The organism is Synechococcus sp. PCC 7336 (assembly GCF_000332275.1).
In the GTDB taxonomy this organism is placed as follows: domain Bacteria; phylum Cyanobacteriota; class Cyanobacteriia; order Thermostichales; family PCC-7336; genus PCC-7336.
On sequence record NZ_CM001776.1, the window covers coordinates 4,871,922 to 4,892,027 of the forward strand.

The 20,106-nt window shown below is 58.9% G+C and carries 4 protein-coding genes; all 4 read right to left on the reverse strand.

Annotation, left to right across the window (positions count from 1 at the left end; genetic code table 11):
• Positions 1–54: 54 nt before the first annotated feature.
• Positions 55–4,737 (reverse strand): type I polyketide synthase, encoded by a 4,683-nt coding sequence (locus tag SYN7336_RS22990; RefSeq protein ID WP_017328299.1) that lies wholly within the window; start codon positions 4,735–4,737, stop codon positions 55–57.
• Positions 4,730–14,203: a non-ribosomal peptide synthetase gene (locus SYN7336_RS28455; RefSeq protein ID WP_017328300.1), complete on the reverse strand. Its 9,474-nt coding sequence runs from the start codon at positions 14,201–14,203 to the stop codon at positions 4,730–4,732. The genes SYN7336_RS22990 and SYN7336_RS28455 overlap by 8 nt, the downstream gene beginning before the upstream one ends.
• A 72-nt stretch (positions 14,204–14,275) precedes the next feature.
• On the reverse strand, positions 14,276–15,346 hold the full coding sequence (locus tag SYN7336_RS23000; protein WP_017328301.1) for a MupA/Atu3671 family FMN-dependent luciferase-like monooxygenase: 1,071 nt from the start codon (positions 15,344–15,346) through the stop codon (positions 14,276–14,278).
• 14 nt (positions 15,347–15,360) lie between these two features.
• Positions 15,361–20,097: a type I polyketide synthase gene (locus SYN7336_RS23005; RefSeq protein WP_156820293.1), complete on the reverse strand. Its 4,737-nt coding sequence runs from the start codon at positions 20,095–20,097 to the stop codon at positions 15,361–15,363.
• Positions 20,098–20,106: the final 9 nt, after the last annotated feature.

Here is a 20,106-nt window from a genome sequence, read left to right on the forward strand (position 1 = left end):
TGGGAGCTAGGTCTGGGAACTCGAAGGATTTCAAGATTTGGAGTGTGACAAGATTTAAGGCTGGGCCAACAAAGCTTCCACCTCCTCATCTGTCAGTCTTTCAATCTCGGTCAGGGCAGCCGCGAGGCTTGCCTCATCGGCTTGCTGGGCGATCGCCGCCAGGATCGTCTCTGCCGATGCAGCCACCGTGGGGGCATTAAAGAAGCTCTGGTAAGACAGATCCAGTTGGAAAGTCTTGCACACCTGCGATACCAGCATCGTGGCGATGAGGGAATCGCCGCCCAACTCGAAGAAGCCATCGTGAATGCCGATCGGAGCGACACCCAAGGCTTGCTCCCACAACTCCACCAGCGTTATTTCGACATCGTTGCGGGGCGCAACGTAGGGACCGAGAGAGCTCGGTCGCAATTGCGTTACCCCCTGTGACTTTGCCTGCTGGGCGGCGATCGCCGCCGCAGTCCGCTCGACTAAGCGAGGAAAATCTTGGGTCGAAACGATTGTCTGGGGTAGTCCCGCCGCCAGAACGCGATCGAACGCATCGAGCCCTTCCGTCGCCGTCATCCCTGCTTGCAAGCGCTCTAACACCGAGCCTGCTGAGGCCAAAGCCTCCACCTGCGTTCCCTCCAGATTCCAGATATCCCAATTGACCGCTTGCACGAGGCACTTGCCCCCAGTGCTGCGATCGCTCGCCAGAGTATTGAGGACCGCATTGGCAGCCGTATAGTTGGCCAGTTCCCAGCCGCCCAGATAGGAGGCGTGGGACGAAAACAGCAGCAGGAAGTCCAGATCGTCTTTCGGTAAGAGGCTGTCGAGCAGGAGGGCTCCCATCGCTTTGGGGGCAAGTGCCGCCAGGGCAGATTCGGCCTCCAGCGCTTGAATGCTGAACTTTTGGGAGGATTGGGCAGCGTGAATGGCACCGTGGATGGGACCCAATTGCTCGTTTGCTGCGGCGATCGCCGCAGCCATTTGCTCGCGATCGGTCACATCGGCAGGCACCACCAGAACGGCAGCCCCCATCTGCTGACATGCCTGCAGTTGGCGAATTTTACTGCTGGTGGGGTCGTCCTCGTCGCGTTCCTGCAGCCATTGCGACCATTCTGCTTGAGGCGGAAAGGCGGAGCGTCCGACAAAGACCAAATTGGCCTGTACTGTCTGGGCCAAATGCTCGGCTAGGTGCAGGCCGACTTTGCCCAGGCCGCCAATTAGCAGGTAAGTTCCCCCTTGGCGCAATCGCGGCGACTCGACGGGTTCTATCCGCACTGGCTCGAAGGTGGGAACCCAGCGGTGGCTCCCTCGATAGGCGATCGCGGGTTCGGCAGGAGATATCGCTAGCTCCGCCAATAGTGCGTTGACGAGGTTGTCCATCTGCCGACTGTCGCGGGGAGGGCAAACAATATCGACGTGGCGGGCTTTCACCTGCGCGTACTCTTGGCCCATCACGCGACAGAGGCCGATCGCAGTTGCTTTCGCCGGCATTAAAGACTCGTCCCCCGAGACTTTTTGGCTGCCGTTGGCGACGACCGAGACCTCTAGGGAGCGATCGCCAGCGGCTGGAACGAGAACTTGTAACAATAAGCTGAGGCCGATAAATCCGTTTTCTTGCTCTTGAGTAAAGGCTTCCAGCTCCGAAGTCACCGCTTCAATGGCTGTCACTCCCCAGGCATGGAGGACTTTATTGGGAGTCAGCTGTCGTTCTTTGAGGGCGGCAACGAGAGCCTCGTAGTCGGCTTTTTGGCTGGGGTTGACGACAAACGAGAGAGCGTCGGTCTCGTCGTTTGCGATCGCAAAGGCTTGCCCCACACTGACTGTCATAACAGGGCTGCCCGTTGCGGCAATTCGCTGCTGTAGTTGGCGAGCAAAACCGATTCCATCCACAAATATCAGCCAGCAATCTGACTCGGATGTAGAGGCAGGCTCTAACGGCGGTATCGAGCGTTTCCAGACAGGTAAGTAAAACCACTCGGCGATATCGGCGCGTTTCAAACTGGCTGGCGTAGGAGTAGAAGCACTCGCGACATCCGTTTGCACGACATCTGATGCTGTCTGGGCGGTAATGCGATCGCCGACATCAATCCAATGGCGCTGTCGCTCGAAAGGATAAGTGGGAAGCAGCACGCAGTGGCGGTGCTCGCGGGCATAAAAGGCGGGCCAATCCACACTGGCCCCTGCCAGCCACAACTGGGCCAGTGCTGCCAGCAGGCATTCTAGATCGTCGCTTCCCTCGCTGGCGGGATGGCGCATAGACGCGAGCAGCCGCGTTTGTGCTTTGGCCTGCTGTCTGGCAAGGGTGCTCAATGTCCGACCGGGTCCCACCTCCAGCAAGACGCGATCGCCTTCTGCCAGCAATTGGGCCACTCCATCCGCAAACCTTACAGTTTGGCGGAGCTGCTGCCCCCAATAAGTTGGGTTCGTAGCCTCTTCAGGCAGAATCCAGGTGCCCGTGAGATTGGAGAGAAAGGGAATGCTAGGGGGATGGAGTTTAATAGCAGAGACTAATTCCACCAAGGCGGGTACAGCCTCCGCCACGGCAGTAGTGTGAAAGGCGTGAGATGTGTGGAGGCGGCGGGCTGCAATTCCTTGCTGCTGTAAAGACTGTGCGAACGCCTCGATCGCCTGCGCGGCCCCTGCCACCACACAGGCATTGGGGGCATTGATGGCAGCCAGTTCGAGTGCTTCCGGCAAAATTGACAGGACTTTATCTTCCGGCAGGGGAATTGCCAACATCGTTCCGGCGGGCTGCTGCTGCATCAATCGACCTCGCGCTGCCACCAGTTGGAGTGCATCTTCCAGACTCCAGACCCCGGCCAGACAGGCAGCGACATATTCCCCAATGCTGTGACCCAACAGCGCTTGAGGCTGAATACCCCAGCTCATCCATAGCTGGGCCAGAGCGTATTCAATTGCAAACAAGGCCGGTTGGACGATCGCCGTTTGCTGCAATTTTTCTGCATCGGCCACTTCCGCCTCGCGGGCCGAGAAGAGCAGGGTGGTCAGATCGAAGCCTAATAAGGGTTCGAGGAGATCGCAACAGCGATCGAACGGTTCCTGAAATCCAACTTCCTGCTCGTACAGTTGGCGGCCCATATTGACATACTGGCTACCTTGGCCCGGAAACAGGAAGGCAATTGAGGGGGTGTCCCGCTCGCAGACATCCTCCCAATCCCGTTGAGGTGTCGGTTGCTCGAACGAGGCGATCGCCTCTGCTGAGGTTTGGCACAGCAGCACGCGGCGATGGTTCCAATCCCGTCGTCCCACCTGGAGGGTGTAGGCTACATCGGCCAGAGGCAGGGAAGGATTCTCTGCCAGATGTTGGCTGAGGTTTTGGCTGGCCTTGTGGAGGGCAGTGGAGGTTTGGGCAGACAGCAGTAGCAACTGCCAAGGGCGAGAGGGACCGGACGGTTCGCGTTCGGGGGCTTCTTCCAGCACGGCATGGACGTTGGTGCCGCCAATGCCAAAAGAACTGACTCCCGCTCGTCGGGGCGAGTCTTGACGCGACCAAGCGGACAGGCGATCGGCCACAAAGAAGGGGCTATTGGCAAAGTTAATCTGGGGATTGGGCTGCTCGAAATTCAGGCTGGCGGGAATCTGTTGGTGTTGCAGGGCGAGAACTGCTTTGATGAGTCCGGCGACACCTGCAGCCGCATCGAGATGGCCGATGCTCGCTTTCACCGAACCAAGAGCGCAGCAGCCAGTGCGAGGGGTTCCCGTCCGAAATGCCTGCGTCAGAGCAGCGACTTCAATGGGATCTCCTAAAGCGGTCCCCGTACCGTGGGTTTCCACGTAACCAATGGTTTCGGGAGACACCTCTGCGAGCGAGAGGGCTTCGGCAATCGCCTCAGCTTGTCCGTCAACACTGGGAGCCGTAAAGCCCACTTTGACTGCGCCATCATTGTTCATCGCCGAGGCTCGAATTACCGCCAGAACGCGATTGCCCTCCTTCAGGGCCTCTTCCAGTCGTTTCAGCACCACCACACCGACACCGCTACCGGGCACAGTGCCGCGAGCGCGAGCGTCAAAGACGCGGCAATGGCCGTCAGGGGAAAGCACGCCGCCATCTTGGTGGAGATAGCCAGCTTTGTGCGGCACTTGAATGGAAGCGCCTCCGGCCAACACCACGTCGCTCTGGTATGACAGCAAACTCTGACAAGCCAAGTGAATCGCCACCAGCGAGGTGGAACAGGCGGTCTGGACATCAACGCTCGGCCCCCTCAAATTGAGCTTGTAGGACACCCGCGTGGTGAGAAAGTCCTTCTCGCTGCCCAGTCCGGCCAGTCGAACGCCATCTTGAATGCTGCCAGCCGATTGAATGAAGTTCGGATTGAGATAGAGGTTGTTCAGGGCATAGCTACTGGTGCTGACCCCGGCGAACAGGCCAATCCGACCGGGAAAGGTATTGGGGTCGCAGCCCGCCCGCTCCAGGGCCTCCCAGGCACATTCGAGGAACAGGCGGTGCTGCGGATCGGCGATCGCGGCTTCTCGGGGGGTAAAGTCGAAAAAGTTAGCATCGAAGCCATCGATGTTATCTAGAATGGCGCGAGCTTTGACGTAGTTGGGGTTGGCGAGCAAGTCGGGACCCAGGCCAGCATCGAGCAGTTCGCGATCGCTAAAGAACGTGACGCATTCCGCGCCATCGCGCAGATTCTGCCAGAACTGCTCCAGGGTGGGCGCGCCCGGAAACCGTCCAGCCATGCCGACGATTGCAATACCGTCTGGGGCGATCGCTGTCGAGTTATGCATGGGTCTGCCTCCTAGCTTGCTGGCGTCGTCTCTGGGAAAGTGCTTGTTTCTGTTTGCGGGCGCGATCGTCAGCCCGAGCGGCCAAATCCTCCGAGCGATGTCCCCGAGCGATCCGCTCGGCCAAACGCTGCACCGTCGGGTATTGGAATAAATCCACCAGCACGAGCTCGCCATTGCCTTCGAGGGCACTGCTTTCTCCGAGCCGCTGCTGTAATTGGCTGTGTACTTGCACCAACAGGAGAGAATGACCGCCGAGGTCGAAGAAATTGTCGTGCAAGCCGACGCGCTCGACTCCGAGCACCTGCTGCCAGATGTCGGCAATGGTTCGCTCCAATGCTGTTGTCGGCTGGACGTAGGCGGTTTCCAGTTGCGAGCGATCGCTGCCGGGTGCCGGCAGGGAGCGGCGATCGAGCTTGCCGCTGGGGGTGAGGGGCATGGCCTCCATCGCCAGGAAATGACTGGGCAGCATATACTGCGGCAGCTTGGCCTCTAGGAGGCTGCGCAAGTGGCTGGGTTTGGGCGCAGTTTGGCGGGCAGCAGTGTAGTAAGCCACTAGGCGCGGCGGCTGCGGCCGATCCTGTCGCAGGAGGACGGCGGCATCTTTCACCTCTGGCAGCGAAGCCAAAGCCGTTTCGATCTCTTCCAATTCCAGGCGGAAGCCCCGCCATTTGACCTGGCGATCGCGCCGTCCCAGATACTCGATCTCCCCATCGGCGCGGTAGCGACCGATATCGCCAGTGCGGTAGAGCCGCTCTCCAGGAATTGAGCCAAATGGGTTGGGCACAAAGGCAGCTGCAGTCAGATCCGGTCGGTTGAGATAGCCTCGTGCCAGACCGCAGCCGCCTATATAGAGCTCGCCGGGAACGCCGACCGGCACGGGCTGGCGGTGGCGATCGAGCAGGTATACCCTAGCGTTTTCCAAAGGCGAGCCAATCGGAATCCCCACCTCGGTTTCAGGAGCAGTTTTCAGATCGGAAGCGGCAGCAGTGTCTGCGGAATAGGTGTAGGCGGTGGCAACCACCGTGGCTTCCGTTGGCCCGTAAGTATTGATCGAGCAAGGGCGAGCTGGCGAAGGCTGGCGATCGCAGAGGGCTTGCCAATGGGTGAAACCGGCCAATGTGGCTCGTTCGCCACCGATGATGGCCAAACGCAGGGAGGGCGGCAGCATTAGATTACTGTCCGCTAAAGACTGCACCATCTGCTGCCAGTAGGCGGTGGGTAAGTCCAACACCGTGAGCTGCCAATCCAGGCAAGCTTGCAAGAATGCCGTTGGACTGACCAGCATCTCGTCCGATCGCAAGCACAGCGTTGCCCCCACTGCCAAGCAGGGAAAGATCTCCTCCACCGCCGCGTCGAAACTGACAGAAGCAAATTGCAAGATGCGATCGCTGGCACAAAATTCATAGCGGTCGATCGCGGTTTCGGTGAAGCTCGCCAGCGCGCGATGCGGAATGCCCACCCCCTTGGGACGACCGCTCGACCCCGAGGTGTAAATGATGTAGGCCAGACTGTCGGGGTGAAGGGGGAGATCGAGATTATTGTCCCGTTCGCCAGCGATCGTCTCCCAAGCAGAATCCAAACCCAGGAGTTGGGTCTCTCGCTTTGCAAATCGCTGCGAGAGTTGCGTTTGGGTGAGAATTAGCCCCAAAGCAGCATCCTCAGCAATGTCGTTGAGACGGCGATCGGGATAGGTGGGATCGAGGGGGACGTAAGCCCCGCCCGCTTTGAGAATGCCGAGCAGCCCCACCAGCAAATCTAGGGAGCGCTGACAGCAAATACCCACTCGGACCTCCGCTCCCACTCCCCGCCCTCTCAAGTGCCGCGCTAACTGGTTGGCTTTGGCATTGAGTTGGGCATAGGTGAGGGATTGCTGGCCCGCGAGCGCCGCGATCGCCAAAGGTGTTTCGGCAACGCGAGCCTCGAACAGCGCGATCGCCGAAGCACTGGCAGGGGAAGGCTGAGTAGCGGGGTTGAACTCGACTAGCAAGCGCTGGCGCTCTTCAGGCAAAAGCAGATCCAGTTGGGCGATGGCGCGATCGCGATCGCGCAGAACAGCCTCGACAACCTGGAAAAATTGACGAATTGCCACTTCTCCCAGAGCTCGATCGAACAGGTCTGCGTGTAGGTCAAAATCAACTGCGAATTCGCCGGAGTTGGTGAAATCGCGAATCTGCACTGCGATGCTGTCGGTGCCGCTGCCAGCATGAATCCAGTTGGGCTGCAACGGCAGCGGTCCCAGCTTCAGAAAACGCTCGGTATGGAAGTTCAAAATGGCGTCGTAAACCGGCTGCTGCGCTGGGTTGCGTAGGGGGAATTGGCCGTGGCGCATTGCCTCGAAAACAAGCCCTGCAATGCGTTGGGCCAGGTCAATAATGGATTCGCTCGGGTCGATCTCCACCTGCAGCGGTACCACCTGCATAAAGGGACCGATGGCACGCTTGAGCGATCGCGAGCGGCGGTTGTGCAGGGGAATGCCAATGGTGACGCGATCGCTGTCGCCGATGCGATAGAGGTAAGCTGCATAAATTGCCAAGAACAAATGCAATAATGCGGCGTCCTCGGTTTGGTTGGAGGATAGGGCTGCGGCTGCGAGTGACTTTAACGCTGCTGTTTGCTGGCGATCGAGCAGGCGGGTGGTTCGAACGCTGCGGACACCGGTTTTGTAGGCGGACCGACCGAAGTAGGATGCTGTGTCGGTGGCCGTTGCGAGAGTTTGCGTCCAGTATTGTTTGGCCTTTTCGTAGCGAGCCGATTGACGATAAATCTGTTCTTTTTGCCGATAATGCTCGAATTGGGGGGAGGCGATCGCTGCGGGCAGTTGCGCTTGCAAAGCCAGCTCGTAAAGCTCCGACAACTGTTCCAAGAACATCGACAGAGAAACCCCGTCGGCGGCAATCTGATGAACGTTGACGTAAAGAATAAAGTCCGTTTCCGATCGCTTCAGCAAAGCACAGTCGATCGGGCTGTGACTGAGGTCGAGCGGCTGACGGGTGCGCTGCTCGATCCAAGCGGCGATCGAGTCGGGGTCGTCATTGCTCGTAAAGTCCAACAGCTCTAGTTCGCAAGGTGAGGTCTCTAAAATCTGTTGCTGGGGGAGGGCGGCGGCGGCGGAGATCGTCAGGCGCAAAGCATCGCGAGAGCGCAGTAGAGTTTGCAATGCTGCTTGCAGGTGAGCCGGGGAGACTTTGCCAGCGATCTCAAAAGCCAGCGCGTTGTTGTAGAGAGGGCTGTGGGGATGCAATTGTTGGCCCAACCAAACCAGTAGCTGGTTGGCTGTCAGGTTGGTCTGGCCTAACAGTTGTTCGAACTGCGATCGAGCATCGCTCGCCGCGATCTGCTCTCGTGCAGTTGCCACTTCCAGCTCGCTCGGGGCGGGGCGGAACTGCGACAGATCGAATGCATCCAGAAGTTGAGAAATCGGGCGATCGCTCTGTCGAACCGCCAGTTCGAGCAGCGTTTGATAGAGCTCGACAATGCGGTCCACCGTCGGGGCATCGAACAGATCGGTGTTGTATTCCACCACGCCAGCAAGGCCACTGTCGTCGCCTGCCCCTGCATCGCGGTCGTTTAACAGAACTGTCAAGTCCACCTTGGCGGTGGCTGTCTCCAGATTAGCGAGACTGACTGTCAAACCTGGTAATTCTAAAGGAGCGGATGGAGCGTTCTGCAGAGCAAAGGCCACCTGCACGAGGGGGGCGCGACTTAAATCCCGCTGGAAGGGCAGCGTCTCCACCAGCTTTTCAAACGGTAAATCCTGATGGATATATGCCCCCAAACAGCAACCCCGTACTCGTTCCAGCAACTGCTCGAAAGTGGGGTCTCCCGAGAGATCGGCGGGTAGCACTAAAGTATTGACAAAAAAACCGACTAGCCCTTCGATTTCCGGGCGATTGCGGTTGGCAATGGGAGATCCCAAGAGGAATTTCTCCTGCCGAGCGTAGGCATAAATCGTCAGTTGAAAGCCTGCCAGCAATGCCATGAACAGAGTGGCATCGGTCTGGCGAGCCAGCCCTAGCAGCGATCGCGTCAACTCGGCTTCGAGCGCAATCGCTGCTTTAGCCCCGTTAAACGTTTGGAGGGGCGGACGGGGGCGATCGGTGGGAAGCTCCAGGATGTCCGGCATATCCGCCAGTTGCGCTTTCCAGTAGGACAGCAGCTCCTCCAGCACAGTGCCCTGCAGCCACTGCCGCTGCCAAATGGCAAAGTCTGCGTACTGAATTGGGAGCTCCGGCAAAGGCGAGGGCTGTCCGGCGGCATAGGCGCGATAGAGGGCGACCAGCTCCCGCACCAAAACACCTGCCGACCACCCATCCGAGACAATGTGGTGCATGGTGGCCGCCAGAATGTGGTCCTGCGCCGCCAATTTCACTAACGTCACCCGCAGGAGCGGATCGGTGGCGATGTTGAAGGGTTGTTTGGCTTCTGCAAGCAGCCATTGCTCGGCCCGATCGCCGCGTTCCTCAGCCGCGACAGCTTGTAAATCGACAATCGGGACCTCAACGGTCAGCTCGCAGGCGATCGCCTGCGATGGCGTGCCGTTCTCTGCGCGAATATTCGTTCTTAGGGTTTCGTGGCGGCGGACAATTTCGTTCAAACTGCGCCGCAGTGCTGTCAGATCTAGCGAGCCTTTGAGGGTGACAAAGGCGGGCATGTTGTAGGCAGGGCTATCCGGCAATAGCTGGCTGACAAACCAGAGCCGCTGCTGAGCAAACGAAAGGGGAATCGCAGGGGGTCGAGGGGTTGGGGCGATGGCGGGGAGCGTTGTTTGCGGCGGGCGACCTTTAGCTCGATCCACGATCGCGGCCAACTCCGCCACCGTAGTGGCTTCAAACAGCGATCGCAGGGGCAACTCCACTTGCAGATCCTGCTGCAAGCGGGACATGACTTGCGTCACCAGAAGAGAATGGCCGCCCAGATCGAAGAAATTATCTTCGCAGCCAATTCTCTCGACCCCCAGCAGTTGGCTCCAAATCGCAGCGATCGCCACCTCCGAAGGCGTCCTCGGAGCGACGAACTCCGCCCCCGCTGGCCCCCTGAGGCTATCGGGATCGGTCAGGGCGCGGCGATCGACTTTGCCATTGGGGCTGAGGGGCATCTCCTCCATGACCACAAACGCTGTCGGCACCATGTAGTCCGGCAAGCGCTCCTGCAAATAGCCCCGTAATTGCGGCACCAGCTCGGCAGAATGTCTGGCTTGCAACGGATTGTTGGTCAATGGCTGCAAGGACAGCTCTGCCCCTTCAGCAACCGGGAATTCGAGCGAGAAGCGATGCTGGCTGCGGGCCTGACGATGTCGCAAAATCGCGTCAAAACTGCCGTCGGGGCGATCGCCGAGCCAACTGAATTCGACGGTGTAACCCAGATTCGCGCCCACATCCCACAACTGCTGCGGATCGATGCCCGTGACGGGGAGTTGCTGCAGGCGCGATCGCAGTTCCCCCGCAGTGGCAGGGGGTTCTTCTCCTGCCAACGCCTCGATCGCCCACTGAATCGCGCTGGTGCGGCTGTTGGGAATATTGCTCAGAGTAACGATTTCTGGCTGCGATCGCTCCAGTGTTTGGCCGAGAGTGGCTAAATCCAGCGAGGCCGAGCGCCAGTCCTGCCAAGTGAGGCGATCGGCAGAACCATCCCCTGCCGGTGCCGTTCCCACCTGCAGGACAACGTCGTAGCGGTACTGAGTCAGTTCGTTCGCATGCTGGCCCAGTTTGGGCTGGACGCGAATCTGGGTAATTTGGGGGAATGTTTGCTGGAGGGCGCGAAAGAACGTAGGCTGCACGAGCAGTTCGTTTTCCCGCATCATGTCGTCGCGAATGCGGGTTTGTAGCTGCGCGATCGCCAAGTCAGCCTCAGCCCGGTGCAAGGCGATCGCCGTGTGGAAGGAGTTGAGCAGAGCCAGGTTGCGCACATCCCCGATGAAAATCGAGCCCCCCGGAGCAAGTGCGTGTAAAGCGCCGGCGATCGTCTCCAGCAAGTAATCGGCACTCGGGAAATACTGGATGACGGAATTGAGGATCGCCGTATCGAAGCTGGCTGCGGGGATGCCTTCGAAGTGATTGGCTTGCCGTTGCTCTAGAGTGACTTGCGGCAGATGGCGATCGGGCTGCCCCAGTTGAGTGCGGATAGAGTTAAGAGCCACTTCAGAAAAATCTGTCGCCCAATATTGCTCGCATTGGGGGGCAATTTGGAACAGCAGCAAACCGGTACCGCAGCCCAGCTCCAAAACTCGCTGTGGCTTCAGAGCAAGAATGCGATCGACCGTGTTGTCCACCCATTCCCGCATCGCCTCTGCAGGCAGCGGCAATCCTGTATAGCTGCTGTTCCAACCCGCAATATTAAACGTGCCTACCTGTCCGTCAGTCTTCTGGGCGTAGGTTTCGTCGTATAGCTGCTGCCAGGAACTCACTTGCTCCACGTCAGTACAGGTGTCTGGCCCCCATCCCCTAACCCCTTCCCCCCTCGCGAAGCGTGGCGTCAGCCGTAATTCTGGGGAAAGGGGAACCGAAATTGAGGCTTCAACTGACCCTCTTGCCCCCCTCTCCCCGGGGAGAGGGGCTGGGGGTGAGGGCCATGCAGAGCCATCGCTGGGTTTGATGTAAGCCACCAAGCGGGCATCGCCAGTCTGCCGCACTTTCGCTAGAACGATCGCTTCGCCGACAGCAGGGTGGCGATCGAGCATCGCTTCAATTTCACCCGGCTCGATCCGAAAGCCCCGTAATTTCACCTGAGCATCCACCCGCCCGAGGAATTCGAGCTTGCCATCGGGGCGCGCACGGACGCGATCGCCACTGCGATACAGTCGTTGACCCGGAACGTCACTAAACGGATCGGGGATAAAGCGCTCGGCAGTTTTAGCCGGTTGATGGAGATATCCCCTCGCCAAGCTAGCGCCCCCCACGAACAATTCCCCCGGCACGCCAATCGGCACGGGCTGCATCCAGGCATCGAGTACGTAAACTCGGACATTATCGATGGGCCGACCGATGGAGGGGGGCACCATTGCATTTGCACTGGGGGCAATGCGGGTCCAAGTGGTCACCACAGTGTTTTCGGTGGGACCGTAGTGGTTGGTCAGCAGACAAGACATCTCCTCGCAGGGACGGCGGGTTAGCTTATCGCCCCCCGTCAGCAGAGCCCGCAACTGCATCGTCTGCGGCCAAGCCTCAACTAAAGCTGCCTCAGCCAATGGAGTGGGCAGAAAGGCCAGCGTAATGCGCTCCCGATCGAGCCACTTCACCAATTGGAGCGGGGATAGACGGATATCGTCAGCAGGCAAGTGCAAGCTGGCTCCCGCCGCCAAGTAGGGCCAAATTTCCCAAACGGAGGCGTCAAAGGCAAGACTGGCAATTTGCGAAGCGCGATCTTGCGGAGTGACATCATAAACGCGCAGGTGCCAATGCACTAAATTCGAGAGGCTGCCATGGGAAACCGCCACCCCTTTGGGGTAGCCAGTCGAGCCCGAAGTATAAATGACATAGGCCAGATTTTGGCTCGTGACAGGGGTTGAGGGGGCCTCAACGGGATAGTGAAATATCTCGGCCCCGTCGCGATCGAGGTCAATCCGCTCCAGACCGGGTCGATCGAATTGCTGCAACAGCGGCATTTGGGTCAGAACCAGACCGACGCGCGCATCTTCAAGCATGTAGGCGAGCCGCTGTGCGGGATAGGCCGGATCGAGCGGCAGATAAGCCCCCCCCGCTTTCAGCACCCCCAGCAGGGCGATCGCCATGTTTACAGAGCGATTGAGACAAACTCCTACCGGAATGTCGGGACCGACCCCCCGCTGTTGTAGAAAGTGGGCGAGTTGGTTGGCGCGTTCGTCGAGTTCTCGGTAAGTGAGCTGCTGGCTGCCGTCGGCGATCGCCAGTGCAGCCGGTTGAGTGCGGGCGCGGTCGGCCACTAGCTCGTGGAGACATTGAGGGGTGGGAATGGGGCAGGCCGTCTCGTTCCAAGCGATCGCCACCTGTTGATAGTCCGCCTCAGTCACGAGCGGGAGCCGGGAAATGCGGGTGTCGGGTGCCGCGATCGCCCCCTGCAGCAACACCTGGAAATGCTCCAGCATCTGCTCGATCCGCCAGCGATCGAACAAGTCGGTGCTGTACTCGATCAGCACCCCCAAACCTTCAGCAATCTCGCCCATGTTGACGGTCAGATCGAAAATGGACGTGCCTTGATCGATCTCCAAGCGCTCCAGGCTGAGGTGGGGAAAATTCAGGGAAGGGAGCAGCGAGTTTTGTGCTTCGTAGGTGGCGTCTTGGAACTGGAAGGCCACCTGGAAGAGGGGATTGTAGCTGAGGCTGCGATCGGGCTGGAGCTGCTCGACTAGCTGTTCGAACGGGATATCGCGATGGGAAAACGCATCTAGAGTGACCGTCTGTACGGCGTGCAACACATCCCGAAACGTCGGATCTCCCGATAGGTCGGTCCTCAATACGAGGGCATTGACGAAAAAGCCAATCAGCGGCTCGACTTCCTTCCAGTTGCGATTGGCAGTGGGAGATCCCACTGCAATATCTGTCTGCGCCGTGTAGCGATGCAACAGCACCTCAAACACCGACAGCAGCGTCATAAATAATGTCGTGCCTTCTTTCTGACTCAATTGTTTGACCGAGTCCAGCAGCTCGGGCGACAACACCCGCAGTAGCTTGGCCCCGCAATAGGTTTGCTGACCTAGACGCTGCCGATCTTTCGGTAAGGCGAGTTCGGTCAATCCCTCCAGTTGGGTTTGCCAAAACTTGAGTTGGGCGGCCTGTTGCTCCTGTTCGAGCCAATCTCGCTGCCAGAGGGCAAAATCGGCATACTGAATCGCGAGCTCTGGCAAGGGGGAAGGTTTGCCCGCCACAAACGCGGCATAGAGATCCGCCAACTCCCGCAGCAAGACCCCGCGCGACCAGCCATCGGCAACGGTGTGATGGATAGACAGCAGCAATGTGTGATCCTCGATGTCCGCTCGCAGAATCGTCGCCCGCAGCAAGGGACCGCGCTCTAAATCGTAAGGGAGGCGAATTTCTGTGGCTGTGAGCCGTTCGGCCTCCGCTTGGCGATCGCCCTCGGGCAAAGCTTGCAGATCGACGAGCGGGACTGCAAGCGGCATCGTCTCGCGAATTACCTGCAGCGGCTGACCGCGATCGCTGATAAATGTGGTGCGCAAAATGTCCTGCCGGCGGACAATCTCGGCAAAACTGCGTCTCAGCGCTTCGACCTTTAGCGGGCCTTTCATCCGCAAGCCCATCGGAATGTTGTAGAAGGGGCTATCCGTTTCCAATTGGTTGAGAAACCAGAGGCGCTGCTGAGCGAACGAAACTGGCAGCGGTCCCGCAGAGGGGGGGCGGCGTGGAATCGTTTGCTGGGCAGGAGAGATCTCCAACTTCAGCCCCTGCTGCTGCAAGCGCTGCTCGAATAGGGCTCGCTGCTCGGGCGAGAGGGCGGCAATGCGCTGACTGAGATTGTTGGGAACGGGGGCTGTCATGGCGATCGAGAATTTAAGGCCGATAGGGTGGCAGAGAAACTGGAATGGCTAGCTAGGCAGGCAGGTTTATCTTTAGGGCACGGGGGCTAGGGCAGGAGCGCAGTCGTTGCAGGCATCTTTAAGCGCTTTTAAGTAGGGCAGGCCATGCATCGCAGATTCGAAGCTGGGATTGAAATCCACCAGACAGGCAATTTCCGAGACTCCGGCATCCCCGAGCTGCCGCACCAAAGGCAAACAGGATTCTGGAGAGCCGATCAGGGAACGACCGTTGATGAAACTGCGATAGCCAAATTCAAGCAATGTATCGATGTCATCCTGCGAGAACTCGGATAGGCTCACCGCCAGACCCATGCTTTTGGCCAAACTGTCCAGCAGGTGATAGTGGGTGCTGAGATATTCGCAAAAGGGACCGCGAATTTCTTCCGCAACGGCTTTTGGGTTCTCTCCCAAAAAGGTATGGAGCATGACGGCGACCTTGCGCTGGCTGGGGTCGAACCCCTTCTCGGCTAGCACTTGGCGGTATCGGGCAACTTTGTTGTGCAGATCGTCGAGGCTGACGTTCAGTAGCGAAGTGAGAACATTCGCTCCTGCCTCAGCAGCTTTGATGAAGGTGTCTTCAGATTGAGCAGTAATCCAAAACGGTAGCTGGGGCTGGATCGGACGCGGCAAGGTTTTGACGGAGACTGCTTTGCCGGTAGCATCCAGGAACTCCACCTCTTGCCCCTCCCACAGTTTGCTCGCCGTCGCCAGGGTTTCCCACAGCAGCTCGCGACGGCTGGCGTGGGGTCTGCGCGACAGGACAAATTCATCCATCGTCCAGCCACTGGCAAAGGCGATTTCTGCTCGACCGTGGGAGAGGTTGTCGATGACGGACCAATCTTCAGCAATGCGGACGGGATGGTGTAGGGGGGCAACCAAACTGCCCGCCCGCAGCTTAATCCGTTCGGTCACTGGCGCTAGGGCTGCACTGGTGAGGGCGGGGTTGGGATAGAGGCCGCCAAAGGCGTGGAAATGACGCTCGGGAGTCCATACCGCCACAAAGCCATTGCGATCTGCATATTGGGCGCTTTCGAGCAGCAAGCGATATTGATTCGGCTTCGGTATGGAACCTTCGCCATCAAAGAAAAACAAGCTGAAATCCATCGGGTATTTCCCTCTCAGTCGTTTGGGGCAGTGATGTCTTGGTGCAGTTGTGCTTCTGCTCGGGCAGGGGCCAGAGTCTCGATCTCTCCCAACAGATCGGTAATGGCTGCGAGATTTCCGGCCTGTTGCTCGCTGGCGGCGGCGATCGCCTCGGCCACTCCAGCAATTGTTGGAGCTTCCACCAACAGCGCTCGAATCGGCACTTCTACCTGGAAGTGCTCCCGCAGTCGGGAAATGATTTGAATGGCAGGCAGCGAATTGCCTCCGAGTTCGAAGAAGTTGTCGAACACGCCAATGGGATAAACGGGCAAAAACTCTTCCCACACCGCCACGATCGTTGCTTCGATGTCGTTACGCGGGGCGACGTAGTTGGTGTCGAGGTTGGGACGGCTGTGGCCCTTACTGGTGCGAGCTTCTTCTGCTACAGCCTCGGCTGGGCTGGCGGGAGGCGGTGGAGGTGTAAAAGACTGTTCGATGCGGGCGGAGAGGTCGGCGGTGGAGACAACCACTCGGGTCGCATCCGGGTGGGCCAGCAGGCGATCGGTGGCGGTCCAAACATCCTCGGTGCTGAGGGCGAGCTCGGCCAATAAAGATCCCACAGTGCTGGTTTGCAATAGACTCTCTCCTTCCTCTGCCCAGGCTTCCCAGTTGATGCTGAGCCAGGGGTAGGGGCTGCTGCGGTTGAGGTGGCAGGTGAAGGTATCGGCAAACGTATGGGCTGCCGTGTAGGCAGCAAATCCCAAACCGCCCACCACTGTCGAGAGAGATGACTGCACCAAAACGAAATCGAGTGACTTATCCTCTAGGGCTTCGGCTAAGCAGTACAGCCCTTTCACCTTGGAATAGAAATGGATCTCGTTCTGCGCCGCCCCGATCGCGGCAATCGGATGGGCGGTACGATCGCTGCCAAACGGCGAGGTATAAGCAACTGCAGAGATTGGGCCGAGCTCTGCTTCCGCCTCGGCGATCGCTGCTTCGAGCTGCGCAGCATCCGCCAAATCTGCTCGAATCGCCACACAGTTAACGCCAGAGCTTTCGAGTTCTCGCAGTTGGCGAACGTGCTGGCTGACGCGATCGCCGCCTTCCCCTTCCGCTAAGGCCCTATCCCACTCGGAGCGCGATCGCATGTAGGGACCGATGAAGGCCAGCTTGGCTCCCGCCCGCAGCGATAGATATCTCCCCCAAGGAAATCCCAACCCTCCGATGGCGTCCCCGATAATGGCATAGGTTCCGCCTGGCTTTAACGGCAAAGACTCTATATCGGGAGCCTCCCAGCTTGCAGGTTCGTAGGTCTGCACCCAGCGGTGCCGTCCCCGATAGGCAACCGTGCGATCGCCAGTCTCTGCTGTCACCTCGACACAGAGTTGTTGGGCAAGTCTGGGAAGAGGCACCACAGTCTCTAGCTGCACATCCACCGAGCGGCAGTTGAGATGCGGATATTCCTGCAGGAGGACTTTACAGGGAGCGAGGAGCGTTGCGACTTCGGGGCATAAGGTTTCCGTCCCCGTCACGTCTTGCAGGTTGTTTGAAATGGCGTAGATACTGGCTGGTTCTGACTGGCTGCCCAGCGATCGCGCCAAACATAACAAGCTGCTATATCCCAAAGCCTGACTCTGCTCGAAGGCGGAGATTAACTCCGCTGCCCTGTCTTCGCGCGGGCTTTGGGGAAGTGTCACGCTCCACAAGTGGACGATCTGCTGAGGGGTTTCCCCCCGTTCGGCCAGCGTCTTCCAAAGTTGTTGCCAATCGCTATCGGCAGTCGGAGAAATCTGATAGGTACCGTCTTCAGTGCGAGAAAATGCTTCTCCGGGTCGAACGGCGATCGCTGTATGTCCCCGTTCGGCCAGCCGCGCGCACAAATCTGCCCCAATGCCGCATCCGTCCAGCAGGACGAGATAGGTTTGCGAGAGATGTGGAGAGCGCGAGCGAGCCAGGGGCGATCGCCGCCAGGAGGGTAAATAGTACCACTGGCTCGAATGGGTTTGTCTTGCGAGGGTCCGTTGCCGCTCGGACTCCGTGCCGAACCAGCAGCGCCGCTGCTCGAATGGATAGGTGGGCAGGTCGACCCACTGACGAGCACAATCGCGATCGAACCCCCGCCAATCCACCGCTCCACCGCAGGCGTAGAGTTGGGCCAAACTCTCTAGCAATTGCGACCAATCCTCTCGCTTGGGATGGAGGCTGGGCAGCCAGGTCGTGCCTCGATCGGGCAGGCAAGTGCGACCGAGATTGCACAGCGTTGGCTTGGGGCCAATTTCGACAAAAACTTGGTAATTCCGTTGCTTGAGTGTTTCTAGGCTGGGGGCAAATTGGACGGGCTGGCGAATGTGGCGGCACCAGTAGGCCGCATTCGCGACTTCGTTTCCGGCATAATCGCCCGTAATATTCGAGATTAAGCCAAGTTTGGGGGCTGCATAGGTGACTTCGAGGGCAACGCGCTCGAACTCCGCCAGCATCGGCTCCATTAAAGGGGAGTGAAAGGCATGCAAAACATCGAGCTGTCGAACTTCGACAAACTGTTTTGCTTGTATCGCCGCGATCGCCGCATCCACCGCCGCATCGCCCCCCGAAATGACCGTATTCTGCGGCCCATTCACCGCCGCAATCTCGACTCCATCAAGGCCAGCCAGAGCAGCTGCAACGCGATCGCGATCGGTCAGAATCGCCGCCATTTTGCCATTGCTGGGTAGGGCCTGCATCAAGCGACCGCGCTCGGCCACCAACTTCAAACCATCGGCCAAGCTAAAAACCCCCGCCAGACAAGCCGCAACATATTCGCCAATGCTGTGACCCAAGACTACATCTGGCTGAATACCCCAGGATTGCCACAGTTGTGCCAGGGCATATTCCAGCGCAAATAGAGCAGGCTGCGTCAATGCTGTTTGATGAATTGCTGCCTTATCCGCTGCCGCCTCGGGGTAGAGAATCGCCAGCAGCGATCGCTCTAAATAAGGCTGCAACAGCTTGTCGCAGCGATCGAGGGCCGCGCGGAAGGTCGGTTGGGTTGCATAGAGCTGGCGGCCCATGCCGCTGTACTGTGCCCCTTGCCCGGAAAACAGGAAGGCAATCTTCGGCGGGCGATCGCCTGCCACCCGACCGGTAAACAGTCCTCCCGTCGCTGCGCTCTTTTGCCAAGCACTCAGTTGCGCTTGCAGCGTTTCCAGAGAGTTGGCCGTCACAGCCAGACGATGGCCAAAGTGAGAGCGACCGACATTGGCACTAAAACAAACATTAGCGAGATCCAACTGCGCGGGAGAGTCTGCGAGCAACTGCCGATAGCGATCGACCGTGGTGTCGAGGGCAGCAGCTGTTTTTGCCGATAGAGCCAGCAGGTGGAGGGGACGTTCTGCAGTGGCTGGCTCGCGCTCGGGCAGCAGCGGTGCTTCTTCCAACACTAGGTGGGCATTGGTGCCGCTGAAGCCAAATGAGCTCACGCCTGCCAAGCGCCGCCGCTCGTTTCTGGGCCAAGGGCGAGCGGTCACTTCGAAGGGCAGTTCGTCCCAAGCAATGTGAGGGTTAGGGGTGTTGAAATGGAGGTGGGGGGGAATGGCCTGCTGCTGCAGTGACAGGATGGTTTTGATCGTCCCTGCAATACCCGCTGCAGATTCCAAGTGGCCGATATTGGTTTTGACAGACCCCAGCACTAACGGGCGATCGCGCTCGGATTGAGTTCCGAACACCGCCCCCAGTGCGTCCACCTCAATCGGGTCGCCTAACTCCGTCCCCGTACCGTGGGCTTCAATGTAGTCAATTTGGTCGGGGCTGACGCCGCCGCTGCGCAAGGCTTGCCGAATCACCGCTTGCTGGGAAGGACCGTTCGGAGCCGTCAAGCTGCTACTGCGCCCGTCCTGATTGATGGCCGAGCCGCGAATCAGGGCCAAAATGCGATCGCCATCCGCTGTGGCATCCGAGAGCCGTTTGAGCACAATCGTGCCGCATCCTTCACTGCGGCTGAACCCATTGGCTGCCGCATCGAAGGTTTTGCAGCGACCGTCGGCAGCCAGCATGTTTGCTTTGGCGAAGTTGATGTGCCCCTCCGGCTGCAGCAGGACATTCACCCCCCCAGCCAGGGCCAAATCGCATTCTTGCCAGCGCAAACTTTGGCAAGCCAGATGCACGGCCACAAGAGAGGAGGAACAGGCGGTATCCACCACCAAACTCGGTCCCGTCAGCCCCAATAAATAGGACAGCCTGCCGGCAGCCACACTAAACGCCGTGCCGGTGCCGAAATAGCCGTCGATCTCGCGGGGGCTGACGGCTTTGCCGAGGGCAGTGGCGTAGTCCGAGCTACTCATGCCCACAAACACGCCAGTGCGGCTATCGAATAGATCCCCCGGAGCGTGGTGGGCTCGCTCCAGTGCCTCCCAGCTCACCTCTAAAAGCAGTCGCTGCTGCGGATCGAGGCTGATTGCTTCTCGGGGGGAAATGCCGAAAAACTCTGGGTCGAAGGTGTCGATGCGATCGAGAAAACCGCCGTGGCGACAGTAGGTTTTGCCCGCTGCACCCGGGTCGACATCGTAGTAGCGATCGACATCCCAGCGATCGCCAGGTATTGCCGAAATCGCATCGACACCGCTTTCAAGCAGGTTCCAGAATGCCTCGGGATTCTCAGCACCTGGAAATCGGCAGCTCAGACCAATCACTGCAATGGGTTCTGCCTTGAAGAGTTCCAGTTGGGCTTTCGCTTGCCGAGCGGCAAAGGCCAACTTCAAGGGAGACAGTGTTGTCAGGTGCTGTACAAAATCAGTCAAGGTCAAACT

Coding starts and splice junctions, on each gene's coding strand:
- SYN7336_RS22990 (WP_017328299.1), bottom strand. CDS start 4,737: ATGCATAACTCGACAGCGATCGCCCCAGACGGTATTGCAATCGTCGGC.
- SYN7336_RS28455 (WP_017328300.1), bottom strand. CDS start 14,203: ATGACAGCCCCCGTTCCCAACAATCTCAGTCAGCGCATTGCCGCCCTC.
- SYN7336_RS23000 (WP_017328301.1), bottom strand. CDS start 15,346: ATGGATTTCAGCTTGTTTTTCTTTGATGGCGAAGGTTCCATACCGAAG.